Origin of the sequence: Lacrimispora sp. (assembly GCF_046972725.1) — a bacterium.
In the GTDB taxonomy this organism is placed as follows: Bacteria; Bacillota; Clostridia; order Lachnospirales; family Lachnospiraceae; genus Lacrimispora.
Genome location: NZ_JBKVXF010000008.1, coordinates 112,138 through 138,909, shown reverse-complemented (window position 1 = coordinate 138,909; position 26,772 = coordinate 112,138). Strand labels below are relative to the sequence as shown.

Annotated in this window: 20 protein-coding genes; 15 read left to right on the top strand and 5 right to left on the bottom strand. The window is 44.2% G+C overall.

Annotation, left to right across the window (positions count from 1 at the left end; translation table 11 throughout):
• The first annotated feature begins 51 nt into the window (after positions 1 to 51).
• Positions 52 to 1,299, top strand: a complete 1,248-nt coding sequence (glyA, locus tag ACLTWA_RS19620) for a serine hydroxymethyltransferase (RefSeq protein ID WP_412329601.1) — start codon at positions 52 to 54, stop codon at positions 1,297 to 1,299.
• Between the two features lie 109 nt (positions 1,300 to 1,408).
• Here the strand turns inward: glyA and ACLTWA_RS19615 are convergent, their stop codons facing one another.
• From ACLTWA_RS19615 to ACLTWA_RS19605, 3 genes are all read right to left on the bottom strand, one after another.
• Entirely contained in the window at positions 1,409 to 1,579 is a 171-nt protein-coding gene (locus ACLTWA_RS19615; protein WP_412329600.1) for a DUF1540 domain-containing protein, read from the bottom strand.
• Between the two features lie 78 nt (positions 1,580 to 1,657).
• Positions 1,658 to 2,593, bottom strand: a complete 936-nt coding sequence (locus ACLTWA_RS19610; RefSeq protein WP_412329599.1) for a glycoside hydrolase family 43 protein — start codon at positions 2,591 to 2,593, stop codon at positions 1,658 to 1,660.
• 294 nt (positions 2,594 to 2,887) lie between these two features.
• Positions 2,888 to 4,312, bottom strand: a complete 1,425-nt coding sequence (locus tag ACLTWA_RS19605; protein ID WP_412329598.1) for a cell wall-binding protein — start codon at positions 4,310 to 4,312, stop codon at positions 2,888 to 2,890.
• A gap of 391 nt (positions 4,313 to 4,703) precedes the next feature.
• Here ACLTWA_RS19605 and ACLTWA_RS19600 point away from each other — a divergent pair, with 391 nt between their 5' ends.
• A complete protein-coding gene (locus ACLTWA_RS19600) occupies positions 4,704 to 5,162 on the top strand; it encodes a DUF6323 family protein (RefSeq protein ID WP_412329597.1) in 459 nt (152 codons plus the stop codon).
• Positions 5,152 to 6,003 carry a DUF6179 domain-containing protein gene (locus ACLTWA_RS19595; protein WP_412329596.1) on the top strand — a complete coding sequence of 284 codons (852 nt, stop codon included), beginning with the start codon at positions 5,152 to 5,154 and terminating at the stop codon, positions 6,001 to 6,003. The genes ACLTWA_RS19600 and ACLTWA_RS19595 overlap by 11 nt, the downstream gene beginning before the upstream one ends.
• Positions 6,004 to 6,046: 43 nt before the next feature.
• Here the strand turns inward: ACLTWA_RS19595 and ACLTWA_RS19590 are convergent, their stop codons facing one another.
• Positions 6,047 to 6,523 carry an SAM-dependent methyltransferase gene (locus tag ACLTWA_RS19590; protein ID WP_412329595.1) on the bottom strand — a complete coding sequence of 159 codons (477 nt, stop codon included), beginning with the start codon at positions 6,521 to 6,523 and terminating at the stop codon, positions 6,047 to 6,049.
• A gap of 171 nt (positions 6,524 to 6,694) precedes the next feature.
• A complete protein-coding gene (locus ACLTWA_RS19585) occupies positions 6,695 to 10,960 on the bottom strand; it encodes an acyl-CoA dehydratase activase-related protein (protein ID WP_412329594.1) in 4,266 nt (1,421 codons plus the stop codon).
• Positions 10,961 to 11,215: 255 nt separating this feature from the next.
• On the opposite strand from ACLTWA_RS19585, the gene ACLTWA_RS19580 reads away from it, so the two are divergent.
• The 12 genes from ACLTWA_RS19580 (at position 11,216) to araA (ending at position 26,737) form a co-directional block, all read left to right on the top strand.
• Complete coding sequence (locus ACLTWA_RS19580) at positions 11,216 to 12,157, top strand: magnesium transporter CorA family protein (RefSeq protein WP_412329593.1); 942 nt, start codon at positions 11,216 to 11,218, stop codon at positions 12,155 to 12,157.
• A 32-nt stretch (positions 12,158 to 12,189) separates the two neighbouring features.
• A complete protein-coding gene (locus tag ACLTWA_RS19575; RefSeq protein ID WP_412329592.1) occupies positions 12,190 to 13,038 on the top strand; it encodes a rhomboid family intramembrane serine protease in 849 nt (282 codons plus the stop codon).
• A gap of 15 nt (positions 13,039 to 13,053) precedes the next feature.
• The gene (gene pyk / locus ACLTWA_RS19570) at positions 13,054 to 14,490 is read left to right on the top strand and encodes a pyruvate kinase (RefSeq protein ID WP_412329591.1); all 1,437 of its coding nucleotides are present in this window, start codon (positions 13,054 to 13,056) and stop codon (positions 14,488 to 14,490) included.
• Positions 14,491 to 14,628: 138 nt separating this feature from the next.
• Positions 14,629 to 15,900 (top strand): diaminopimelate decarboxylase, encoded by a 1,272-nt coding sequence (locus tag ACLTWA_RS19565; protein ID WP_412329590.1) that lies wholly within the window; start codon positions 14,629 to 14,631, stop codon positions 15,898 to 15,900.
• Between the two features lie 367 nt (positions 15,901 to 16,267).
• On the top strand, positions 16,268 to 17,158 hold the full coding sequence (locus ACLTWA_RS19560; protein WP_412329589.1) for a S8 family peptidase: 891 nt from the start codon (positions 16,268 to 16,270) through the stop codon (positions 17,156 to 17,158).
• Between the two features lie 389 nt (positions 17,159 to 17,547).
• A complete protein-coding gene (gene recA / locus ACLTWA_RS19555; protein ID WP_412329588.1) occupies positions 17,548 to 18,642 on the top strand; it encodes a recombinase RecA in 1,095 nt (364 codons plus the stop codon).
• 55 nt (positions 18,643 to 18,697) lie between these two features.
• Positions 18,698 to 19,306, top strand: coding sequence for a regulatory protein RecX (locus ACLTWA_RS19550; RefSeq protein WP_412329587.1), 609 nt, complete (start codon positions 18,698 to 18,700; stop codon positions 19,304 to 19,306).
• Positions 19,307 to 19,431: 125 nt separating this feature from the next.
• Positions 19,432 to 20,991 (top strand): ribonuclease Y, encoded by a 1,560-nt coding sequence (gene rny / locus ACLTWA_RS19545; protein WP_412329586.1) that lies wholly within the window; start codon positions 19,432 to 19,434, stop codon positions 20,989 to 20,991.
• Between the two features lie 71 nt (positions 20,992 to 21,062).
• Positions 21,063 to 22,502, top strand: coding sequence for a D-alanyl-D-alanine carboxypeptidase family protein (locus tag ACLTWA_RS19540; protein ID WP_412329585.1), 1,440 nt, complete (start codon positions 21,063 to 21,065; stop codon positions 22,500 to 22,502).
• 514 nt (positions 22,503 to 23,016) lie between these two features.
• Positions 23,017 to 23,670 (top strand): fructose-6-phosphate aldolase, encoded by a 654-nt coding sequence (gene fsa, locus ACLTWA_RS19535; RefSeq protein WP_412329584.1) that lies wholly within the window; start codon positions 23,017 to 23,019, stop codon positions 23,668 to 23,670.
• 35 nt (positions 23,671 to 23,705) lie between these two features.
• Entirely contained in the window at positions 23,706 to 25,223 is a 1,518-nt protein-coding gene (locus ACLTWA_RS19530; protein WP_412329583.1) for an alpha-N-arabinofuranosidase, read from the top strand.
• Positions 25,224 to 25,243: 20 nt separating this feature from the next.
• Entirely contained in the window at positions 25,244 to 26,737 is a 1,494-nt protein-coding gene (gene araA / locus ACLTWA_RS19525) for an L-arabinose isomerase (RefSeq protein WP_412329582.1), read from the top strand.
• Positions 26,738 to 26,772 lie beyond the last annotated feature (35 nt).

The window sequence follows — 26,772 nt, the reverse complement described above, 5'->3', positions numbered from 1 at the left end:
GACCAAAATACAAAAGTCGCAGTTTTCATGAGGAAAAGTGAGGGAATGGACATGGTAAATGAAGTAATGAAGTTTATTACCGGCTATGATAAGGAAGTCGGAGAAGCAATTGAAAAAGAGTGTGGACGCCAGAGAAGAAATCTTGAACTGATCGCATCAGAGAATATTGTATCGGAGCCGGTAATGATGGCAATGGGTACAGTACTTACGAATAAATATGCAGAAGGTTATCCTGGAAAGCGTTATTATGGCGGCTGTGAAGAAGTGGATGTTGTAGAAACCATCGCGATTGAACGTGCAAAAAAACTGTTCGGCTGTGATTATGCCAACGTTCAGCCCCATTCCGGTGCACAGGCCAATATGGCGGTTTTCCTTGCCATGCTACAGCCAGGGGATACCGTTATGGGTATGAATTTGAATCATGGCGGACATTTGACTCATGGAAGCCCTGTAAACTTTTCCGGTTTGTATTTTAATATTGTGCCTTATGGAGTGAATGACGAAGGAATTCTGGATTATGATGAGATGGAGCGTCTTGCAATTGAGCATAAGCCAAAACTGATTGTGGCTGGCGCAAGCGCATATGCAAGGGCCATTGATTTTAAAAGATTCCGTGAGGTGGCAGACAAAGTAAATGCGTACTTAATGGTAGATATGGCTCACATTGCAGGTCTGGTTGCAGCAGGACTTCATGAAAGCCCGATTCCATATGCGGATGTAGTGACAACGACTACCCACAAGACTCTCCGCGGACCGAGAGGCGGAATGATCCTTGCAAACAAGGAGGCCGCTGACAAATTCAACTTTAATAAAGCCATTTTCCCGGGAACCCAGGGCGGTCCTCTGGAGCATATTATCGCAGGCAAGGCAGTTTGCCTTGGTGAGGCATTAAAGCCTGAATTTAAAACTTATCAGGAACAGGTAGTAAAGAATGCAAAAGCGCTTGCTGCTGCACTTGTGAAGCAGGGATTTGATATTTTAACAGGCGGAACTGACAACCATCTGATGTTAATTGATTTAAGAGGAATGGAAGTTACCGGCAAAGAACTTCAGAACCGCTGTGATGAGGTTTATCTGACCTTAAATAAGAATGCAGTGCCTAACGATCCAAGAAGCCCGTTTGTGACCTCTGGTGTCCGTATAGGAACTCCGGCGATCACTTCCAGAGGGTTAAAGGAAGACGATATGGAAAAGATTGCAGAGTGCATCTGGCTGGCTGCTACAGACTTTGAGAATCAAGCAGATTATATTAGAAGCGAAGTTACAAAGATCTGTGACAAATATCCGCTTTATGAGTAAATGAATGTTAGAGGGTGTTTCTGTTGACGGCAGGAACACCCTCTTCTTAATTAAAATACTGCGCAGAAAAATCTGCGCAGTATTTTAGGAGGAAATTAGATTTGGCTGCTTATGCCTGGTTCTTGAAAGACTCGCAGTCGGTACACTCTTTTTTTGTTGGATTCTCTTCATGAGTTCCTACCTTAATTCTGTCCAGTGTACAATAGTCTTCTTTTTTTGCGTGATACTCACAGTTGTCGATAGAACATTGGATACATTCATTAATCCCGTTTGCTAACATAGATAAACCCTCCTTCATTGAATGTTACGTCTATTATTGTAAACGGTTTGATCAGAATTATTATGCCAATATTTTCTTTTAAAAATCAGTGTTTTTCAGTCTTTCATACTCTGCTTCGGTAAGAGTAAGTACCGTTCCGTGTTTAAATCCATATGGAAATGAAAAGGCTTCGTCAGAGCGTACAAAACGGCCGGTGGAAAGCCGGTCGGAGATAAATGGTACATATCCCTGTTTTTCTTTAACGGTTCCATAATAATCCAAAAAGAGGCACCAGCGGCCGTCCTCTGTCTGAAAGGCAGTAGGGGCTTCGTACTGCCCTTGCTCCAGCTTGGCCATTTCTTCAAGGAAAGCCGGAACCGGAGAAAATGGTCCGGTGATAGAGCCGGATTCCAAAAGCAATATGGTGGCCGGGTTCTGCTCACATTTTACAAAAAGGTAATACCGGCCGTTTTCCTCATACATGGCGGAATCAATGATGTCACTTCCTTCTTTTTCGTAGAGTACGGCAGGCTTAGAAAAATGTTCAAAATCTCTGGTCCTGGCATAATAAATTTTTTTTGGTCCATAGTCGTTAGAAGGATGGGAAGAGGACCAGTGTATGAGATAGTCTCCCTGTTTCTTATCCTTTATAATATCAGGGGCCCACACGCAGCCGAATGGCTCGTCTCCAAAACGAATCATGCGGGGACTTAAGAAGTGAACCAGATCTTCGGACTGCCAGAGCACCAGTGTTTTGCTTCCGTTTCTGCTGACCTCTTTCCAGCTGCCTTTATATTTGGTTTTAAAATTTCTTGCAAGGCTTAAATCAGTAGCAAGTATGTAATAAATTCCTTCTTCTGTCCTGCAGATAGTAAAATCCCTGACCCCTTGTTCTCCTATCGTACTGGTTAAAATAGGTTTGCCGCCGTTTACTTCTTCCCAATGAAATCCATCCTGGCTTAATGCAAAATAGACCTGTTCTCCATCAGGAGTTTCTTTTTCTTTAAAATGAACAAATAGGTATGCCTGTTTCATGTTCACCCTCCCGTATTTTTCTTCTATCATAGCACTTGTGAAATACGGCTGCAAGTTGTTGTGGAAGGCCAGGGAAAAAGTGGGAATAAACAGCTGATCAATGCCAAAAAGAGCCTTAAATGGTTATATATCAATCATTAAGGCTCTTTTTGAGTTGTATCTTATTAGGATGTAAGTGCGTTATTAAACGTTGCAGTGTTAATATTATGATTTTTGCATTGTGATGTTCGTGTATAAATGTGTATTGTTAGTAAATTAAATTTCTGTTTTTAAGGCTGGTGTATCAGACTTATATTACTTTATTTTTTCGTATCCGGACTCTTTGATGGTTCCGTCACTGTTTGTCTTGTAATATTTGTCATCTCCGTCTTTGATGTTTGATTTGTTCTTTGCAAGCTTACCGGAGGTTCCTACCAGATATTCTTTGCCGTCAAATTCAACAACTTTGTATTTCTCATCGCTGTCTGCTTTTAACATACGGCCCTGAATATAAATGCTGTCATCATTGATACCGTTATAGCCGGCACCCTTGTTGCTTCCGGATTTACGGAAGTTATAGGTGTATTTCTCACCGTCAAGGTCGATGGTGGTTTTACCGGTAGCCATAACACCCTCTTTTGGAGAGTTTCCGAAATAGTAAACGGAAGCAGTATCGTCTGCAGATGGGAATTCATCCTCTGTTTCAATTTCCTCATAGGAATCGATCTTTCTGTCAGAATCGAAGGTCAGCTTGTAAAGACCGTGAAGCATCTCACCCTTTTCATTGAATCCGTATCTTAAACCATTGATGGATTTAATCTGGCTGGTCACTAAATCTCCGCTGGTATTTGCATAGAACCAGTACTCGTCGCCGTTTTCATAAGCTTCCTGATCAACGTTTTCGCTTGGGACTGTCTTAAACCAGCCTTTTGCCAGCCAGGACTGCTCTGGAAGATTGTAATACTGGTTTGGATTGCTTGCTGTTGCAGCAGATGCTTTTTCGTACCATTCGGATTCAGCAGCACCATTCTCATCAAACCGGTATTTCCGGCCGTTAATTGTTTTTGTTGTATCTTTCAGCTTCTTGCCATTGGCTCCAAAATAGAACCAGTAGCTGCCGTCAAAGTTGTCTTTGGTATTGTCATCATCAACGACTTCGATTAACTTCCATGCATTGCTTGTTTTCGCACCGTCTGTAGAAGCACCTAAGTAGTAGAGTCCTTCCTTCCATGCATCATCGCCGGTTACACGGGTAGCATCTTCGTTTACCCAGCCGTAGAGCATTTTGCCTTCGGAATCAAATGCATAATCGTGAACCTCGCCGTTTGCAATCTTGATGGATTTAAAAGAGGTTTTTCCGGAAGTACCAGCCTTATAAGCTCTTCCGTTGCTTCCAAAGTAGTACCAGAAGGTATCCTGACCATCTTCGTCATCACTGTCATCTACTGTGATCTCACGCCATTCGTTGCTGACCATAGCACCTACGGAGTTCACATAGTAATAATTATCGTCGGATTCGATGAGACTGCTTGTCACCATCTGTCCGTCGGAATCCAGGTAAAACCAATTGTCTCCGGATTTTCTCCAGGAATCGGTTGTTTGATCTCCGTTGCTGTCATAATACACCCAGGAATTGTTCTCCTCCGTCCAGCCCTGAGCTGCAAACGATGTCATTGAGGCACCTATGGTAAAAAGCGCAGCTGCGCAGGGAACAATCCATTTCAGTTTCTGTTTTCTCATGTTCAATCTCCTTTCATAACTCCTGTTTTGTTTGTCCAGCGTGTTCCGCTGTTGGTGTGACTTTAAACCATGGAGCAGGTCCAAGGTCAAGCCATGTAAAAAATGCGTAAGAATGCGTAAGAAATGTGATAAAATTTAATACTTTTGTAATATTTCCGTATACTGGTAAGAAACAAATGGAGAAAAAATCCGAAAAGGCCCGTTATATGGGAAGAAACGCCTGTAGATGCAGTTATTTATGAAAGATCAACTGGAAAATAAAAGAAAAAAAGACAGAAAAACCTGCCTTTTATATGAAATATATTACCACAAAAATGACTTTTTTTCAAGACTTGTAATTGTGCGATGACAGGCGTAAACTTGGTATTCACAAAAGGAGAGGAGCGGGTTTATGACAGAGGGAATGTGGATGTTACTTGCAGATGAGAGTAAACAGGCTGCTGCTGTAAAAGCTGCCAATGATTATACTCAAAAGTTCGGACTTGTTTTAAATGAAGAGGAAGCTTCCCTGCTTTTTGCAGAGAGAAGGGAAATATTAAAAAAGCAGCAGAGGGTAGAGTTTGGGGAAGGGATTTTACCAAAACTCATTTTTGCTTTCTGTGATTCCCCTTATATTTATCAGGATAATTATGCCGAAACCCTGGGCAGGCTTCAGGAGATCTTTTATTTTTATAAAAATGAGTCTATGGATGAATTTACTGATGATGAGCTTATTGAAGCCATGAAGGACTTATTTGATGGAGAGTGTCAGGGCTCACTGGACTATCTTGAGGATACCGGGCTGGAACGGCTTGCCAGAAACGCCAGGTATGGATTGGTGTCAAACGAGGTGGAGGCTGATGACTTTTAGCATGGAGGAGCTTCTGCCTGTGGTTGCGAAACTGGCAGATCAGTATACATCAAAAGAAAGTACTTCCATTACTTATGAAAAGGCACAGCAGCTGATGGAAGGAGTCTTATATTGTATTCATGAATATGAAACCCATGTGCCAAAGGGGCAGGAACTTTTTTTTAATGAAAACCCATGGAAGGCTGAAACCGTTTACAATATGGGATATGATATGGTGCTTCAAAAGGTGAAAGATACACAAAAACAGTATAATTCCGTAATACAGGACTTCCGGTCTTACGGAAACAGGTGCTGTTATGAGACATTTGTGAAAGGACTTCCAGCCTTTTTTCTATATTATAATCCCCGTTTTAATCCGCAAAACCATATATTGACTCTGGATTATCCCGTTCTGTTTCCTATGGGAGCCCTGCAGGGAGCCGATGCGGTTCATATTTATGTAAATTGTATGCGTTTGGAACAGATGTTTTTAAAAGCACTTCCCCGGGAGTACGTCATGCACGTTTTAAGGGCTTATTCTCTGGATTGTGACGGCCTGATCATCAACATTGCTGCCATTGCTGCAAGAAACCTCTTAGGGTGCCGGATAGCCGGGAAACGGGGGGATCTTCTTGCGTATACCAAAGCAGAACGGAGCAGGGTCATAGAATATGTAAATGAAAATACCGAAGAATGTCTGGAAATGAATATGCAAAAAGGAGTGGACGAATTAATGACCTTTTTGTTTGGCGGTAATGCGGAACTGGGAAATTATTTAAAGATGGACTTGCATGATTTTAGTTTTGAACTTAAAAATGCGGTCCGCAATGGTTGTCTGGAGTCTGTTTTAGCAATCAAATAGAAAGCAGAGAGTGATTCGTTCTCTGCTTTCTGGTAATTAAAATCTAAAAGTTGAATTCCTTTTCCCATGGAAAGTCTGCAGATGCTTCCAGGCTCTTGGGCCAGTGGCTGCACCAGGCAGGGACACGGGGATTCTCGATGCGGTCCAGACTTGGCGTATAGGGCTTTAGATCCAGCACCGGACTGTTATCCTCTGCATCAATATAAGCAAGTGCTATGATTCCTTTCTCTCTATGAACCGAAATGATTTCAGCTGCGGATAAGGCAATGGGATTGGGGCGTTTTGGTGAGCGGGTCGCAAAGGTTCCCATAACAGAAGGGGCCTTCTTATACGGAGAACTCTCCTTTAAGGAGCTGCGGTCCTGTAAATTGTCACAGGCGTCAAACCACCATAGTACATTGATGTGGCTGAACCCTTCCAAGGAAGTGAGTGCCGGAAGATAGGATTTCTCAAGCTGGATCGTTTTTAAGCCATTGCACGTAAGAATCCGGCCAATGGGCTTTACAGTTAATTCATTCATGAAATTACTCCTTTTTAGTTTTATTCCGGTACCGTTATCTCCATTTTACCAAGTGTTTTTTACACTTCAACCCCTTTTTAAAAAAAATAAAAAATAATATATTATGTAAACTGAAAGCCAGGACCGAAAAGAAACATAATTCTTTTCGGTCCTGGCTTGTATGTTGATTTTTTAATGACTGCTTTGTGCAGAAGTCTGGTCTTTCAGCAGGTTTTTCTGTGCTGTTGAAAGCATCAGTTTAATACGGTTTAACTGGTTGACCTCACTTGCGCCGGGGTCGTAGTCTACCGCAATAATATTGGAATCCGGATAAGCTTTCCGAAGTTCCTTAATGACTCCCTTACCTACGATGTGGTTTGGAAGGCATCCAAAAGGCTGAGTGCAGACAATGTTGTTGGTACCGGTATGGATCAGCTCCAGCATCTCTCCGGTTAAGAACCAGCCTTCTCCGGTCTGATTGCCAATGGATACAAAATCCTTAGCCATATCTGCCAGATTTCCGATATGGGAAGGAGCGGTGAAATGCCTGCTCTTTGTCAGTTCCCGCTTTGCTGCCTTCCGGAAGAATTCAAGCAGGGAGATTCCCATGTTGGAAAGGGTGGCGGTTTTCTTCTTTCCGCCAAGATGCTCTGCTTTAAAGTTATTGTTATAAAAGCAGTATAAAAGGAAATCCATCAGATCCGGCATAACAGCTTCCGCACCTTCTGATTCTAAAAGTTCCACAATGTGGTTGTTTGCCAGTGGGGAGAACTTTACCAGAATCTCTCCTACAACGCCAACCTTTGGCTTTTGTATGGAATTGCGCTCCAGATTGTCAAAATCTCTGATAATTCCCCGGATATTACGGGAAAATGTCATCATATCCGGTGACTTCTTTGACAGAGATTCGATGCATCGGCTTTTCCATTTTTCATGAAGGGAATTGGCAGAACCAGGAACCTTTTCATAAGGCCGGGTGGCATACAGCACTCTCATAAATACGTCGCCATAAACCACAGCCTGCATGGCCTTTGTCAGCATGGGCAGTGTAATTTGAAAGCCCGGATTTGTCTCCATGTTATTGGCGTTGACCGAGATAACAGGGACCTGGCTCATGCCGGATTTGTCAAGAGCCCTTCTTATAAAGCCGATATAGTTGGACGCACGGCAGCCGCCTCCGGTCTGGCTCATGAATACGGCAGTACGGTCTAGATCATATTTGCCCGAAAGAAGCGCCTCCATGATCTGACCTACAACGATCAGAGAGGGGTAGCATGCATCATTGTTTACATATTTCAGTCCCGTATCAACGGCGGAACGGTTGTCATTCTGCAGCACTTCGATCTTATAGCCAAAGGTGCGGATCGCAGGTTCGATCAAGTCAAAATGAATCGGTGACATCTGGGGGCATAAGATGGTATAATCCTGTTTCATTTCTTTGGTAAACACCACCCTGTGATAAGCACTTGATACCACGTTTTGTTCATAATGCTCTTTGTCCCGTACTTTCAGTGCGGCAATCAGGGAACGGATGCGGATTCTGGCTGCCCCAAGATTGTTGACTTCATCGATTTTTAAAACCGTATAAATCTTGCCGGATCCGGTAAGGATATCACTAACCTGGTCTGTCGTTACGGCATCCAGACCGCAGCCAAAGGAAGTGAGCTGGATCAGATCCAGATTCCGCTCTCTTTTTACCAGAGTAGCTGCTTTGTAGAGCCTTGTGTGATACATCCACTGGTCTGTAACCACCATGGGCCGTTCAATCTCTGCAAGATGGGAGACCGAGTCCTCCGTAAGAACTGCAAAACCGAATGAGGTAATGAGTTCGGGAATTCCGTGGTTGATCTCCGGGTCAACGTGGTAAGGACGCCCCGCCAGTACGATACCGTGACGGTCGTTTTCCTTAAGCCATAATAAGGCTTCTTCTCCCTTTTTCTCCATGTCCGCACGGGAAGCCATAAGCTCTTCCCAGGCCTCATGGGCCGCAGCTGCCACTTCGGAGGCAGGGATTTTAAATTCGTTTTTAAAGACTTCCACCAGACGGGAGGTCAGTACCTCTTCGTTGGTAAATGCCATAAATGGGTTTAAGAACCGTACATTTTCTGTCTGGATCCCTTCCACGTTGTTTTTAATGTTTTCCGCGTAAGAGGTGACGATCGGACAGTTAAAATGATTTCCTGCATCCGGTGTTTCATTTCTTTCATAAGGAATGCAGGGGTAGAAAATAGTTTTAATTCCTTCTCTGATCAGCCATTCCACATGGCCATGGGCAATCTTGGCCGGATAGCATTCGGATTCGCTTGGAATGGACTCAATGCCCAGTTCATAGATCTTTTTGGTGGACTGGGGGGAGAGGACGGTGCGGAATTTTAATTCTCTAAAGAAAACAGCCCAGAAGGGGAAGTTCTCATAAAGGTTCAAAACTCTCGGAATACCGATGGTGCCCCTCTCTGCGGCGGATTCCTCCAAGGGGTCGTAATCGAACATCCGGTGATATTTGTAATCAAAAAGATTAGGCACATCACTGGAGGACTTCTCTTTTCCAAGACCCCGCTCACAGCGGTTGCCGGAAATGAATTTACGCCCTCCGTCAAAATGGTTTACCGTAAGAACGCAGTTGTTGGTACATTTTCTGCAACGGGCCATGGAGGTCTCATAGTGGAGATTAATTATTTCATCAAGGCTTAACATGGTGGTCTTTGCGGATTCATTATACCGCTCCCGTGCGATCAGTGCGGCACCAAAAGCTCCCATGATGCCTGCAATGTCCGGCCGGACTGCCTGGCAGCCGGAGATCTTTTCAAAACTTCTGAGTACGGCGTTGTTATAAAAAGTACCGCCCTGAACTACCACATGCTTGCCTAAATCGGCTGCACTTGTGATTTTAATAACTTTAAACAAGGCATTCTTAATAACAGAATAGGCAAGACCGGCAGAAATATCAGAAACCGGTGCCCCTTCTTTTTGGGCCTGCTTTACATTAGAGTTCATAAAAACAGTACATCTTGTTCCAAGATCCGTTGGATTGGCTGCAAAAACCGCTTCCTTCGCAAAATCTTCTACCTTATAATTTAAGGAACTTGCAAAGGTTTCGATAAAGGAACCGCAGCCGGCGGAACAGGCTTCATTTAGCTGAACGCTGTCAACCGTACCGTTTTTGATGCGTATGCACTTCATATCCTGGCCGCCAATGTCCAGGATACAGTCTACCTCCGGTTCAAAAAAGGCGGCGGCATAGTAATGGGAAATGGTCTCCACTTCGCCTTCATCAAGAAGATAGGCGGCCTTTATTAAAGCTTCCCCGTATCCGGTGGAACAGGACCATACGATCTCACTGTCTTTTGGAAGCTGCTCTTTGATCTCTTTCATTGCCTTGGTGGCTGTTGCCAGAGGGCTTCCGTTGTTGCTGCTGTAGAATTTATACAGCAGGGTTCCATCTTCCCCAACAAGGGCAACTTTGGTGGTGGTAGAGCCTGCGTCAATGCCTAAGAAGCATTTTCCGTGATAGGAAGAAAGCTCTCCCTTTTTGACGCTGTGCTTGCTGTGACGGGCGATAAATTCATCAAAATCCGCCTGATTTTCAAACAGCGGTTCCATACGCTTCACTTCAAATTCCATGCGGATTCCGGAAGATAAACGGGAAATCATCTCCTCCAGAGAGATGGTCTTTTCTGAAGATTCCACTGCATTCATTGCCGCGCCGATGGCTGCAAAGAGGTGGGAGTGTTCCGGTGCGATGATCTCGTCATCGGATAAGTGAAGGGTACGGATAAAAGCTTTTTTCAGTTCCGGCAGGAAATGCAAAGGGCCTCCCAGAAAGGCAACGTGGCCTCTGATTGGCTTTCCGCAAGCCAGACCGCTGATGGTCTGATTTACAACTGCCTGAAAAATAGAAGCCGAAAGATCTTCTCTGGTAGCCCCTTCATTGATAAGTGGCTGAATGTCTGTTTTTGCAAAAACGCCGCAGCGGGCAGCGATTGGATAAATGGCCTTATAATTGGCCGCATATTCGTTAAGACCAGATGCATCGGTCTGTAAAAGAGCCGCCATCTGGTCAATGAAAGAACCGGTCCCTCCGGCACAGATGCCGTTCATTCGCTGGTCGATACCGCCGGTAAAGTAAATAATTTTTGCATCTTCTCCGCCAAGCTCGATTGCCACGTCGGTATGTGGGGCATAATCCTTAAGGGAAGTGGCAACCGCCACAACCTCCTGGACAAAGGGGACTTTTAAATGCCTGGAAAGGGTCAGTCCGCCGGAACCTGTAATGCCCGGACGTAAATCCATAGGACCCAGTTTATCAAAAGCCTTTTTTAAAAGGCCTGCAAGTGCTTCCTGTATGTTAGCAAAATGCCGTTCATAATCAGAGAATAACAGTTCATTGTTCTCGTTTAATATCGCGATTTTAACAGTAGTGGAACCGATATCGATTCCTAATGTGTTGTATGTAATCATATGTGCGGGGTTAACCCCTGCCTCCTTTTGTGTAAAAGTAAGTTGCTGGCTCACCGAACATCAGTTTAACATAAAATAAGTAAGAATACAATTGTAATAACTTGCTAAATTAATGCTATTTCTAGCAAAATTTGTTTAAGTTCACAAAATCAGGTTTCATTTTGTTTGACAAAAATGGTTGGGGATTTTATAATGTATAAGTCAAAGTCCGCCAAGGGATTCATAAAATTTTTTCAGTGGAAAGGGGGAAACGCTATGATACAGATTTATAAAACAGAGGACGGTCTGATTCAGCAAAAGGATGAGCTTTCTCCAGGTTCCTGGATAGCGCTTACAAACCCCACAGCTACAGAGATTCTGGAAATTGCAAATACCTATAAGATCGATCCGGATGATTTAAGAGCACCGCTTGATGAGGAAGAGCGCTCCCGAATCCAGACAGAGGACCATTACACACTGGTCCTGGTGGATGTTCCCACCATTGAGGAACGAAACGACAAAGACTGGTATGTTACCATACCTATGGGCATAATAACAACAGATGAGGCCATTATTACGGTTTGCCTGGAGGATACGACGGTACTGAATGCGTTTATGGATGGCAGGGTCAGAGATTTCCATACGTACATGAAGACCCGTTTTATTCTGCAGATTCTGTATAAGAACGCATCCCTTTATCTGCAATATTTAAGAGTCATTGATAAAAAGAGCGGAGTGATTGAGGAAAAGCTCCACAAGTCGACAAAAAACCGGGAGCTGATTGAGCTTCTGGAACTGGAAAAGAGCCTTGTGTACTTTACTACCTCCTTAAGGTCTAATGAGATGGTGCTTGAAAAACTCATGCGGAATGAAAAAATCAAAAAGTATCCGGAAGATACGGAGCTTTTGGAAGATGTTATCATTGAGAACAAGCAGGCCATTGAGATGGCGAATATCTACAGCGGCATTTTAAGCGGTACCATGGATGCGTTTGCTTCTGTAATTTCCAATAACTTAAATATTGTAATGAAGTTTCTTGCAACCATTACCATTGTCATGTCCATCCCCACTATGGTGGCAAGTTTTTACGGAATGAATGTGAATTCCCAGGGGATGCCCTTTGCCAACAGCCCTTACGGGTTTGTGATCGTACTAGGATTTACGCTTGCCCTGACACTGATTGTCGCTTGGATTTTTTCAAAAAAAGATCTGTTTTAGTCTTGTACTAAGTTTAGGAAAAGGAAGGAAGCATGAAATTTTTTTATAATCTGGAACGCAAATTCAGGAAATATGCGATTTCAAATCTGATGTATTATATCATCGGGATGTACGGTGTAGGACTTCTTATGGAACTTTTTGCACCGGGATTTTACTGGCAGTACTTATCCCTTGACGCAGGAATGATTCTCAGAGGCCAGGTATGGAGGATCGTAACATTTATGATCTATCCGCCGGGCAGTACCAATTTGTTATTCAGCCTGATCAGCATGTATCTGTATTATATGCTGGGACAGAACCTGGAAAGAATCTGGGGAGCCTTCCGCTTTAATGTTTATTTCTTTATGGGAGTCATCGGTCATGTGGCGGCAGCCCTGATTGTCTACCTTTTTATGGGAAAGACAGTTTACTTAACAACGGAATTTCTAAACTATTCCCTGTTCTTTGCTTTTGCTGCTACGTTTCCGGACCTGGAATTTCTTTTGTTTTTCGTGATTCCGGTGAAAGCCAAGTGGCTGGCAATCTTCAATGGGGTTTATTTCCTTTACATGTTTATTACCGGCAACATGGCGACAAGAGTTACAATATTTATGTCACTGTTTAACTTTATCCTCTTTTTCCTTTTGACCCGGAATTTAAGCCGGTTTAATCCGAAAGAGATCAAAAGAAAACATAATTTTCAAAAACAGATGAAAATTATGCCTCAGGGGGGAACCCATCATAAGTGCGCCGTATGCGGACGTACCGAAAAGGATTCTCCGGACCTGGATTTCCGTTATTGTTCAAAATGTGAGGGCAGCTATGAATACTGTTCTGAGCATTTGTATACACACAAACATGTTACGTCGGACCACCCCACAGCCGACAAGACGACCAATTAGCTACGGAGGATAATAATGAAGAAAACTAAGATTATTTGCACAATGGGACCAAATACAAACGACCGCAACGTAATGAAAGCACTGGCTGAGCATGGAATGGACATTGCAAGATTTAACTTTTCCCACGGTGATTATGAAGAGCAGAAGGCACGCCTTGAGATGCTCAAAAGTATACGGGAAGAACTGGATCTGCCGATTGCTGCACTTCTTGATACAAAAGGACCTGAGATCCGTACCGGAGTTTTGGTGGATGGGAAAAAGGTGATGTTAAAGGAAGGCGATACCTATACCTTGACCAGTGAGGATATTGTCGGTGATGCTTCCAGAGGCCATATTACCTATGAAGGCCTTGCTGAGGATGTTGTTCCAGGCAACCGGATTCTTATTGATGACGGCCTGATTGAACTGGAGGTTCAGGAAGTAAAAGGCAAAGAGATCGTCTGCAGAATTATAAACGGCGGAGAGCTGGGAGAAAGAAAAGGCGTTAACGTACCGAACGTTAAGATCAAACTTCCGGCACTGACGGACAAAGATAAATTAGATATCCAGTTTGGTATTGAACAGGGATTTGATTTTATCGCTGCTTCCTTTGTCCGTACCGCAGATGCAATCCATGAAATCAAAGAGATTCTGGCAGCAAACGGTTCTAACATGGCAGTCATTGCCAAGATCGAAAATGCAGAAGGTATTGAAAACCTTGATGATATCATTGAAGCAAGCGACGGAATCATGGTTGCCCGCGGTGATATGGGGGTTGAGATTCCTGCACAGGAAGTTCCTTTTGTTCAAAAGAGCATCATTGACAAATGTAACGTTGCATGCAAGCCGGTTATCACTGCAACTCAGATGCTGGATTCCATGATCCGTAACCCGCGTCCTACCAGAGCTGAAGTGACTGACGTTGCAAATGCTGTTTATGACGGCACCGATGCCGTTATGCTTTCCGGTGAGACTGCTATGGGAAAATATCCGGTAGAAGCACTCTCCATGATGGCTTCCATCGTAGAGGAGACGGAAAAACATCTGGATTACAATGCCTTTCGTCAGCGCCGGGTTTCTGCCGCCAATGAACATAACGTATCCAATGCAGTTTGCTATTCTTCTGTAGCAACAGCCCGTGATTTGAATGCAAAGGCCATCGTAGCGCCAAGTATTACCGGCTTTACTGCAAGACTGTTATCCAAATGGAGACCGGAAAGCCAGATCATCGGATTATCTCCAAGTTCTTCCGCGCTCCGTCAGATGCAGTTATACTGGGGCGTGAAGCCATATCATGCAAAACGTGCGGAATCCACGGATGTCCTGATTTATTCCTCCATTGAGCTGTTAAAGGAGAAAGGAATCGTTAAGGAGAATGACACTGTAGTAGTAACTGCAGGTGTGGTCAATCCAGTCAGAAAGCATGAATCGGCTGCTCATACCAACATCATGCGTGTTGTGAATGTAAATTAAATATTGAATCTTTTTGAATAATTATACAAAAAAAGAGTGGACAAAAGAGTCTATCCCCGGTACAATGTAGCTTACCAGCAGTTGTGCCTGAGACAGGCTCTTTCTGCATTGTTTAACTTACGAGAGGAGAGGAAGGCTTTGGAAAAGAAACCATTTGTTACAAAAGAAAAGTTACAGGAAATAGTGAAAGAATATCCAACTCCCTTTCATATTTATGATGAAAAGGGAATCAGGGAGAATGCTGAAAAATTAAAACAGGCATTTTCCTGGAATAAAGGGTACCGGGAGTACTTTGCAGTCAAAGCCACACCAAATCCATTTATCCTGAACATCTTAAAGGATTACGGGTGCGGGGCAGACTGCTCGTCAATGACGGAACTGATGATGTCTGATGCCATAGGCTTTTCCGGCTCCGATATCATGTTTTCTTCTAATGATACACCGGCGGAAGAGTTCCGGTATGCAGATAAGATCGGGGGAATTATTAACCTTGATGATATTACCCATATCGATTTTCTGGAAAAGGCCATCGGATACATTCCCGAAACCATCAGCTGCCGCTACAATCCGGGCGGAGTTTTTAAAATCAGCAATGATATCATGGATAATCCGGGGGATTCCAAATATGGAATGACCACGGAGCAGATTTTTGAAGCTTACCGTATCTTAAAGAGCAAGGGGGCCAGGAATTTCGGCATTCACGCATTTCTCGCCAGCAATACAGTGACCAATGAGTATTACCCGCTGCTTGCAAAGGTGCTTTTTGAGCTTGCGGTGAAACTGAAAGAAGAGACCGGAGCAGATATTAAATTCATAAACTTATCCGGAGGAATCGGTATCCCTTACCGCCCGGGACAGGAGCCAAATGATATTCTGGCAATTGGAGAAGGCGTAAGAAAGGTTTATGAAGAGGTTCTGGTACCGGCAGGAATGGGAGAGGTCGCTATTTATACAGAGCTTGGCCGTTTCATGCTGGGGCCCTACGGCGGACTTGTGACAGAGGCCATTCACGAAAAGCATACCCATAAAGAGTACATCGGTGTGGATGCCTGTGCGGTGAATCTGATGCGCCCGGCCATGTATGGGGCATACCATCACATTACGGTCATGGGCAAAGAAGATGAGGTGTGCAGCCACAAGTATGATGTGGTTGGTTCTCTTTGTGAAAACAACGATAAATTTGCTATTGACCGGATGCTTCCTGAGATTGCCATGGGAGATTTGCTGTTCATCCACGATACAGGTGCTCATGGATATGCCATGGGATACAATTATAATGGAAAGCTAAAGTCTGCAGAGCTGCTTTTAAAAGAAGATGGAAGTGTCCAGATGATCCGGAGAGCGGAGACGCCCAGGGATTATTTTGCAACCTTTGACTTTTGCGATATACTGAAAGATGTAACGTATTAACTAATGCAGAATTACTGCAGCGGGAAATGGATTTCAAACATACGGCCATTCCGTTAGTTGAAATCCGTTTCCCGTTTTTGTGCTCTAAAAACAGAAAAATCCCTGTGCCGTGAGACACAGGGATTTTTCTTAGGATTTTCGGATTTCAAAAAGGGTAAAAGGATAATTGCTATACATTGTGCATTTCTTATGTCATTAGTATAGCACACCCCACTTGGAAAAGTTTGTATATTATTTGAATAGATTATGAAGATTTTCTTAATATCACTGAGGCAGAGAATTGGATTCCCTGAAAATTTTGCCTTGAAATGAAACCATGGGAGTCTGCCTGGAATATCTTAATAAAAAAGGAATCAGGTAGTGGACTGTGAATCATGTAAGAGAGGCAATACATTGTGAAGCGGCTTTCCGCATGGGACTTACGGGGCGCGGAATCGGAGTTGCAGTGCTTGATACGGGAATTTATCTCCATGAAGATTTTGAACATAGAGTAGCAGCTTTTATAGATATCGTACACCGAAGGCGGGATGCTTATGATGACAATGGTCATGGAACCCACATCGCAGGAATCATCGGAGGAAGCGGAAATGCTTCGGATGGAAAGTATATGGGAATCGCACCGGAGTGCCATATCATTATGCTGAAGGTTCTGGATAAAAAAGGAAATGGATATGCATCCGATGTACTTGCCGGATTGAAATGGGTCCGTGACAACAAGGACAGATATGGAATCCGCATCGTAAATATTTCTGTTGGTTCCTTTTCAAGAAAAGGGATGACTGAAAATTCCGTTCTTGTGCGGGGGGTAAATGCGGCATGGGATGACGGTCTGGTTGTCTGCGTGGCAGCCGGAAATATGGGCCCCGGAACCAATACCATCACAACTCCAGGGATCAGCCGGAAGGTGATTACGGTAGGCTGCTCAGACGATTACAAGGAAGTCAATGTTATGGGAAACCGGATGATTGACTACTCCGGCAGAGGCCCTACGGGAGCCTGTATCTGCAAACCGGAAATTATCGCGCCGGGTGCAGGAATCATGAGCTGTTCCAATGAGCCAGGAGAATACCAGAGCAAAAGCGGTACCTCCATGTCAACGCCCCTGGTGTCAGGGGCGGTTGCACTTCTTCTGCAGAAATATCCTTATATGAGCAACCGGGACGTAAAGCTAATGCTTCGGGAGAGAGCCGTGGATTTAGGACTGCCCATGAACCAGCAGGGCTGGGGACTTCTTGATGTTGAACGTCTTTTGCTGTAATACTATGGCTTGAATGAAAAATGATTAATGGGAATACGTCTTGATACAGGCTGTAAAAGCCCGTATAAAGGCGTATTTTCATGCAATCCAAATGATTTTTTTGGACTTCTGCAACCGGTTTATTTCCCGGTATCTCCTCGGAAAAAACTTGCAGTCCCTGGTTTCCTGTGTTATAGTAGCTTTACAGTCTAAAGGCATCTCGCCTTTTCGTTTCATTCATCGCCAGGCACTTCGCCAGGATTTTCCGTAACATGTATGATTATCAGCCGGACAGGCAGGGAGTGTGATGTCCATTGGTTTTAGAAGTCTAAATTTCTGGTTGACATTTGTTATAAAGTATACTATTATTATAATTAGAAAAAGAACATTTGTTCGTGTTGGAGGATAATATGAATAAAGATGATAAGCTGAAAGCACTTGATGCTGCCCTTACACAGATAGAGAAAGCATATGGAAAAGGTTCCGTTATGAAGCTGGGCGATAACGGGACGAATATGAACGTGGAGACCATCCCTACGGGAGCGCTGAGTCTGGATATCGCACTGGGTCTTGGCGGGATTCCAAAAGGAAGAGTGGTAGAGATCTACGGGCCTGAGTCCAGTGGTAAGACTACGGTTGCACTTCATATCATTGCAGAGGTTCAAAAGCGGGGAGGCATCGCAGGCTTTATTGATGCGGAGCATGCTCTTGATCCGGTTTATGCTAAGAAGATTGGCGTCGATATTGACAACCTTTACATATCACAGCCGGATAACGGGGAGCAGGCACTGGAGATTACGGAAACCATGGTCCGGTCCGGAGCCGTGGATATCGTAATTGTGGACTCGGTTGCGGCTCTTGTTCCGAAGGCAGAGATTGAGGGGGATATGGGGGACAGCCACGTTGGTCTTCAGGCAAGACTTATGTCCCAGGCGTTAAGAAAGCTGACGGCAGTTATCAGTAAATCCAACTGTATTGTTCTCTTTATCAACCAGCTTCGTGAAAAGGTAGGCGTTATGTTCGGAAGTCCTGAGACTACTACTGGCGGACGTGCCCTTAAGTTCTATGCCTCCATCCGTATGGATATCCGCAGGATCGAGACATTAAAGCAGGGCGGAGATATGGTAGGAAACCGGGTCCGCATAAAAGTGGTGAAGAATAAAATCGCTCCTCCATTTAAGGAAGCAGAGTTTGATATCATGTTCGGAAGAGGAATTTCCAGGGAAGGTGACGTTCTGGATCTGGCGGTAAAAGAGAATATCGTAGAAAAGAGCGGAGCATGGTTTGCATATAATAATGCCAAGATCGGTCAGGGCCGTGAGAATGCCAAGATCTATCTTCAGGACAATCCTTTGATCTGCGCAGAGATTGAGAATAAAGTCCGCGGAAAGTACAATCTGCCTACAGAGGGCGGTGCGGCTGCAGAGGGAACAGACGGAGCCGGAGCAAAGGAAAGCAAAAGAATCAAAGCGGAAGATAATAAAGAAGCCGCCGGTAAGGAATAAGTTTTTACCGATGACCGGGTGATCTGCAGAATAATAGATAGAATAAGGGGCATTTATGTTAGTAACTGAGATTGTGCCCGTCGATAAGCGCAGGAGTAAAGTCATTCTTGATGAAGACTTTACTCTTGTTCTTTATAGAGGGGATATAAAAAGATTTAAGATAGAAGAAGGAAAGCTTTTTTCGGAAGAGGCTTATGAAGAGCTTCTTCATGAGGTTTTATTTAAGAGAGCCAGAGAGAGGGTCCTGTTTCTGTTGAAATCCTCCGATAAGACAGAGCAGGAGCTTATTAGAAAGTTAAAGGAAGGGGGGTACCCCAAAGAAGCGATTGATTATGCCATAGGCTTTTTGAAGGAGCACCGCTTTATTAATGATGAGAATTATGGCCGCCGGTACGTGGAGTATAATTCCGGAAGAAAAAGTGAAAAGCAGATCCGGTACGAACTGCAGAGAAAAGGGCTTGACAAAGAGGTGATCCGGGATATATTAGAAGAACAGCCGGTAGACGAAGAATCCCAGATCAAAGCATATATCAGGAAAAAGTGCCGCAACCCGGAAGAAATGGACCGAAAAGACCGCAGCAAAATCATTGCGTCACTGGCAAGAAAAGGTTTTTCTTATGAAGCCGTAACCCGTGTTTTAGGCGGTATTTACGACGATAACTGACAATAGGGGAAATGTGTATAAGTATACCGGAAACAGAAGTGAAATACTTGACATAATGTATAAAACAGTTTAAAATTGAAGTGTTGTATTGTTGTACAATGAAAATCTAATAAGGAGGTGCTCCTGTGTCAGTATCAGTATTCACGACTGTATTGTTTGTAATTTTGGCATCAGTAATAGTCGCTTTTATTACCTGGTCTGCTGCAATTTCTTATCGTAAGAAGACCTACGAAAGCAAGGTGGGTTCAGCAGAAGAAAAGTCCAGGGAAATAATAGATGAAGCATTAAAGGCCGCTGAGACAAAGAAGCGTGAAGCTCTCCTTGAGGCAAAAGAAGAGTCTTTAAAGACTAAGAATGAACTGGAAAAGGAAACCAGGGAAAGAAGAGCTGAGCTTCAACGTTATGAACGACGAGTACTAAACAAGGAAGAAAACCTGGACAAAAAGTCTGAGGCGATGGAAAAACGAGAAGCAGGTCTTGCTGCCCGAGAGGATGCCCTGAACAAAAAAAGTGCCGAAGTGGAATCACTGTATGAAAAAGGCATTCAGGAACTGGAAAAAATTTCCGGACTTACCTCCGAACAGGCAAAAGAATATCTTTTAAAATCTGTTGAAGATGATGTAAAACATGACACTGCAAAATTAATTAAGGAACTTGACAACAAAGCAAAAGAAGAAGCCGATAAAAAGGCAAAGGAGTACGTGGTTACAGCCATTCAAAGATGTGCCGCTGACCATGTGGCAGAGACAACCGTTTCTGTCGTACAGCTTCCCAATGATGAGATGAAAGGCAGAATTATCGGTAGAGAAGGCCGTAACATCCGTACGTTGGAAACCCTTACGGGAGTGGAACTCATTATTGATGATACCCCGGAGGCAGTTGTATTGTCCGGATTTGATCCGGTTCGTAGAGAAGTAGCCAGAATTGCATTGGAACGACTCATTGTGGATGGACGAATTCATCCAGCCAGGATTGAGGAGATGGTAGAAAAGGCACAGAAAGAAGTAGAAACCAATATGCGTGAAGAAGGAGAGGCCGCTGCTTTAGAAGTAGGAATTCACGGTCTTCATCCGGAACTCATCAGACTGCTTGGCAAACTGAAATACAGGACAAGCTACGGCCAGAATGCTTTAAAGCACTCTATGGAGGTTGCTCAGTTATCCGGTTTATTAGCTGGAGAGATCGGCCTTGATATCCGTATGGCCAAACGTGCTGGTTTATTACATGACATCGGGAAAGCCGTTGACCATGAAATGGAAGGATCACATATTCAGCTTGGTGTGGAGCTTTGCAGAAAATACAAAGAATCTCCAATCGTACTGAATACAGTGGAATCCCATCATGGGGACGTTGAACCACAGAGCCTTATCGCCTGCATTGTCCAGGCGGCGGATACTATTTCTGCAGCAAGACCTGGAGCCAGAAGAGAGACTCTGGAGACATATACAAACAGATTAAAACAGTTAGAAGATATTACCAACTCCTTCAAAGGAGTGGACAAGTCCTTTGCCATTCAGGCAGGACGTGAAGTTCGGATTATGGTAGTTCCCGAACAGATCAATGACGACGGTATGATACTTCTGGCTCGTGATATTTCAAAGAAGATTGAAGAATCCTTGGAATATCCGGGACAGATTAAAGTCAACGTGATCCGGGAGTCCAGAGTAACAGATTACGCAAAGTAAAATATTGCCCTAAAACCGTATACTAGTCTTCATGCGGTTTTAGGGCATGTTTCATGTCGGAGGATTGATACGTGAACCGTAAGTTGAAACTATTGCTGTGCTGCATGTTGATCAGCCAGCTATTCCTTATGAATGTATATGCAAAGCCGGACTGGCCGTCAGATACGGACGTTCAGGCAGAAGCCGGAATTGTCATTGATGCAGATTCAGGAGCAGTTATATTTGGCAAGAATATGCATACTGCATATCCGCCTGCCAGTATTACGAAGATATTGACTGCCCTTATCGTACTTGAGAATGCCGATCCTGATGATATGGTTACCTTTTCCAGGGATTCTGTCTATAATGTGGAGGAAGGAAGCGGCAATAAATTAAATGTAACAGACGGAGATAAGCTTTCTGTAGAAGACTGCCTTTATTCCCTGATCCTTCATTCCTGCAACCAGGCCGCCAATGCGTTGGCAGAGCATGTGGCAGGAAGCAGGGAAGAATTTGTTAAAATGATGAATGAGAAAATCGAGGAACTTGGCTGTACGGAAAGTCATTTTGATAATCCGTCGGGACTTAACGGAGACACCCAGTATGTAACTGCTTATGATATGGCAATCATAGCAAAAGCGGCTTACAGCAACAAAAAGCTGGTGGAAATCAGTTCCGCTTTAAGTCATGAGATTCCTCCGACTGCCAATAACCCTGAAGGCCTGACCATTTATAATGAACACCGTCTGGTCAAAACAAAGGATTCAGCCAGTGAGTTTTATTTTCCGTCAGCGGTTGCAGGAAAAACAGGATATTTGATTAAAGCAGGAAACACACTGGTAACTTATGCAGAACAGGATGGAAGAAGGCTTATTTCTGTTATCCTGAAAGGAAGTCCCAGGCAGTATTTTATTGATGGGAAGAATCTTCTGCAGTTTGGATATGATCGTTTTCAGAATGTGGCATTGACTGGAAAGGAAACCGGCTATACAGAGGGAGAGGAGTCCATTAAAATTGGTGAGACCAGTTATAAGCCTTCGGACCTGGAGCTGGAAGCCAACCGTGTCATAACCCTTCCGAAAGATGGGAAGCTTTCGGATGCAGACAAAACCCTGGTAACAGAGCTTCCGAAAGACAGTCCCAAAGGAGCAGTCGCTCTCCTTCAATATACTTATAATGACAGGAATGTAGGTCAGGCTTACTTAATTGCAAAGGATGGTGCTGCAAAGTCCGGCCAGGAAACCCAGGAGAATGGGACGGAGCCAAAGACAGAAGAAGAAAAAACAGAGACACCGCCTTCCGACAGCAATAGAACAGAAAGTAACAGGTTTGGAGCTGTGGCAGCGGGAATTGCAGGTGTTTTGATCATCGGCGGAGCGGGCGCAGGGCTTGTGACGTATAAAAGAAAAAAAGAATTCAGACAAAGTGAGCTTCGCAGAGAAGAGAGAAGGCGGCGTTTAAGAGCAGAAGGAAATGATGAAGCTTTTGAACGGATATTAAAGGAACGCCGGAATACAAAAGGAAAAAGATAAACAATGAAAAAGACCAGCTGGGGTAGCTGGTCTTTTTTCGGAGAAGGTATTTCGTTTCTTATGGGGTGTAGCAAAAACTATATAATGTATTGGGGGGGTTACAAGTAATAATATACCCCATATTGATGAAAAAGTGTCAACAAATATTCACAAATTCAAAAAATAAAATTATGCAAAATGTCTTGTTTCTGGAGAGAAGCATAAAAAAAATATAGAAATAAAATGAAAATACGTGATTTTTTGTGCTTAATCCCTGTATCTGTCATTACATTTGGCAGATTGTGGGGGTTTTAGTGTTTCCTCATAAAACCTGCATGTCTTAACAATTCAAAAATATAATTCTATAGAGAAACAGAAGGAATATCAATATAAGTATCTGCCAGACCCCAGGGAAAATACTATGAATATGGTAAAATATAGAAAAACAACTTGTGCAATGGTGCGTACAAGTTATACATTGGTAGTAAGAGGATGAATCCATCATTCTTATGGATAGAGCAGGAGGTAGAAACGTATGAGATTTTTTGTAGACACGGCGAATATTGAAGAAATCAGAAAGGCCAATGACATGGGGATTATCTGCGGCGTAACCACGAATCCTTCGTTGATTGCAAAGGAAGGACGGGATTTTAAGCAGGTGATTGAAGAGATTACTTCCATTGTAGAAGGTCCTGTAAGCGGAGAAGTGAAGGCCACAACCGCAGATGCAATCGGAATGATTGAAGAAGGACGCCAGATTGCCGGGATTCACCCCAATATGGTTGTTAAGATTCCAATGACGGCAGAAGGGCTGAAAGCGGTAAAGGTCCTTACACAGGAAGGGATCAAGACAAACGTAACCCTGGTATTTTCAGCGGCCCAGGCGCTTTTGGCTGCCAGAGCAGGTGCTTCCTATGTTTCTCCATTTTTAGGCAGGCTTGACGATATTTCCATGCCGGGAATTGATCTGATTAAAGATATTATGGAGATATTTGAGATACATAATATTGAGACGGAGATCATTGCAGCCAGCATCCGCAATCCGGTCCATGTAATTGATTGTGCAAAGGCTGGAGCAGACATTGCGACCGTACCATATAAGGTACTTGTTCAGATGACAAAGCATCCCCTGACCGATCAGGGAATTGTAAAGTTCCAGGAAGATTACCGCAGGGCATTCGGCGAATAGATCATGGAAGAAGTATAGAAAGGTTGGTATAACATATGGCATACAGCAAAGTGAAAATGGTAATTGATAAGGAATTTTGCATTGGAGAAATCGACGAAAGGATCTACGGTTCTTTTATCGAACACCTTGGCCGTGCCGTATACGATGGAATATACGCCCCGGAACATGCGACTGCCGATGGGCACGGTTTTCGTACCGATGTAAAGGATCTGATCCGGGAATTGAATGTTCCCATTATCCGGTATCCGGGCGGCAACTTTGTTTCAAGCTATAACTGGGAAGACAGTGTGGGCCCTTTGAGTGAACGTCCTAGACGTCTGGAACTTGCATGGAAAAGCATTGAGGAAAACAAGGTGGGATTAAATGAATTCACCAAATGGACCAGAGATGTTTCCTCCGATGTGATGATGGCGGTGAATTTAGGGACCAGAGGCATTGCAGATGCATGCAACTTATTGGAGTACTGCAACCACCCTGGTAATACCAAATACAGTGATTTGAGAATCAGCCATGGATACAAGGAGCCTCATAACATTAAGACCTGGTGTCTGGGCAATGAAATGGATGGTCCGTGGCAGCTGGGACATAAGACCATGGAAGAGTATGGACGTTTGGCGGAAGAAACGGCAAGAGCCATGAAGATCATTGATCCTTCCATTGAACTGGTATCCTGCGGAAGCTCCTCTCTGACCATGCCTACCTTCCCTGACTGGGAAGCCGTTACCCTGCAGCATACATATGACTATGTGGATTACGTTTCCATGCATCAGTATTACGGCAATCAGAAGAATGATACTGCAGATTTCCTTGCCTGTTCTGATGATATGGATCAGTTTATCCGTACGGTGATTGCCACCTGTGATTATGTAAAAGCGAAAAAGAGGGGCAAAAAGGATATTAATATCAGCTTTGATGAGTGGAACGTATGGTATCATTCCCATGCAGCCGACAATGATATTACAGAAAACCATCCATGGCAGGTAGCACCGCCGATCTTAGAGGATATCTATAATTTTGAAGACGCTCTTTTGGTAGGTCTTATGTTGATTACTTTGCTGCAGCATGCAGATCGTGTGAAGATCGCCTGCCTGGCCCAGCTTGTGAATGTCATTGCGCCCATCATGACGGAAGCCGGAGGAGGGGCTGCCTGGAAGCAGACGATTTTCTATCCCTTTATGCATGCATCCAGATATGGCCGTGGTACCGCTCTTTTGCCGGTCATCAGCACTCCAAAGTTTGATACTGCTACCCATGAGGATGTGGCTGCAGTAAAAGCTGTGCCTGTTTACAATGAAGAAAAGAGGGAATTAACTGTTTTTGCCGTAAACAGAAGTCTGAAAGAAGATGCGCAGATGACTGTCGATGTAAGGAGTTTTGAAGGATACCGTGTGTTAGAGCATATTGTACTGGAATGCGATGACTTAAAGGCAGAAAACGGACCGTTCAGCCAGAAGGTGGCTCCGAAACAGACCAGCCAGTCTGCCGTCGACGGCGGAATGATGACGAGTACTCTCCACAAAGCATCCTGGAACGTCATCCGTCTTGGAAAATAAAACAATAAGGGGGAATTCACATGGTAAAGAAGGAGTATCAATTCTGGTTTGCAACTGGCTCTCAGGACCTTTATGGGGAAGAGTGCTTAAAAAACGTAGCAGAACATTCGGCAATCATTACAGAACGGCTTAATTCCTGCGGGATTCTGCCGTTTCCCGTGGTGTTAAAGCCTGTACTCATTGACAATACTTCCATACGTGCACTGTTTAACCAGGCAAACGCCGATGAAGCCTGTGCAGGCGTAATTACCTGGATGCACACCTTTTCACCGGCAAAATCCTGGATCCTGGGGCTTCAGGAATACCGGAAACCTCTGCTGCATCTGCACACCCAGTTCAACCGGGAGATTCCTTATGATTCCATTGATATGGATTTTATGAATGAGAACCAGTCGGCTCATGGGGACCGGGAATTCGGCCATATGGTGACCAGAATGGGAATGGTAAGAAAGGTCATCGCAGGCTTTTGGGACGATGAGAATGTTCATAGGCGGATCCGTGACTGGATGCGTACTGCAGTTGGAATTATGGAAAGCAGCCATATCCGGGTCCTTCGTGTTGCTGACAATATGAGAAATGTTGCTGTGACCGAGGGCGATAAGGTGGAGGCTCAGATGAAGTTCGGCTGGGAGATCGATGCCTATCCGGTAAATGAGATCGCCGATTATGTGAAGGACGTGGCAGCAGGCGATGTTTCGGCTCTGGTAGATGAATATTACAGCAGATATGAGATTTTGACCGAAGGAAGGGATCCTGAGGAATTTAAGGCTCACGTGGCAGTTCAGGCCCAGATCGAGCTGGGATTTGAACGGTTTTTGGTGGATAAGGATTATCAGGCAATTGTCACTCATTTTGGAGATCTTGGTTCCTTAAAGCAGCTTCCGGGTCTTGCCATCCAGCGTCTTATGGAGAAGGGATATGGATTTGGAGGAGAGGGAGACTGGAAGACAGCAGCCATGGTCCGGCTGATGAAGATCATGACAGAGGGCGTAAAGAATGCAAAGGGAACCTCCTTTATGGAAGACTATACCTACAATCTGGTTCCGGGAAAAGAAGGGATCCTTCAGTCTCATATGCTGGAGGTTTGCCCAAGCATTGCAGATGGTAACATCGGCATTAAGGTAAATCCGTTGTCTATGGGAGACAGGGAAGATCCGGCCCGTCTTGTTTTTACTGCAAAAGAAGGAAAGGGAGTTGCCACCTCCCTGATCGATTTAGGCACCAGATTCCGTTTGATCATCAATACGGTAAACTGCAAAAAGACAGAAAAACCAATGCCAAAGCTTCCGGTAGCCACTGCATTCTGGACTCCGGAACCAAACTTGGCAACCGGAGCGGAAAGCTGGATATTAGCCGGAGGTGCTCACCATACGGCATTTTCCTATGACTTGACTGCTGAGCAGATGGGCGACTGGGCCGAAGCAATGGGAATCGAAGCCGTATATATTGATGAAAAGACAACCATCCGGGATTTGAAAAATGAATTAAAGTGGAATTCCGTGGTATTCCGTTAAAATTTTGCGGGGCCCGCCCCTTAAAAAAGGGGCGG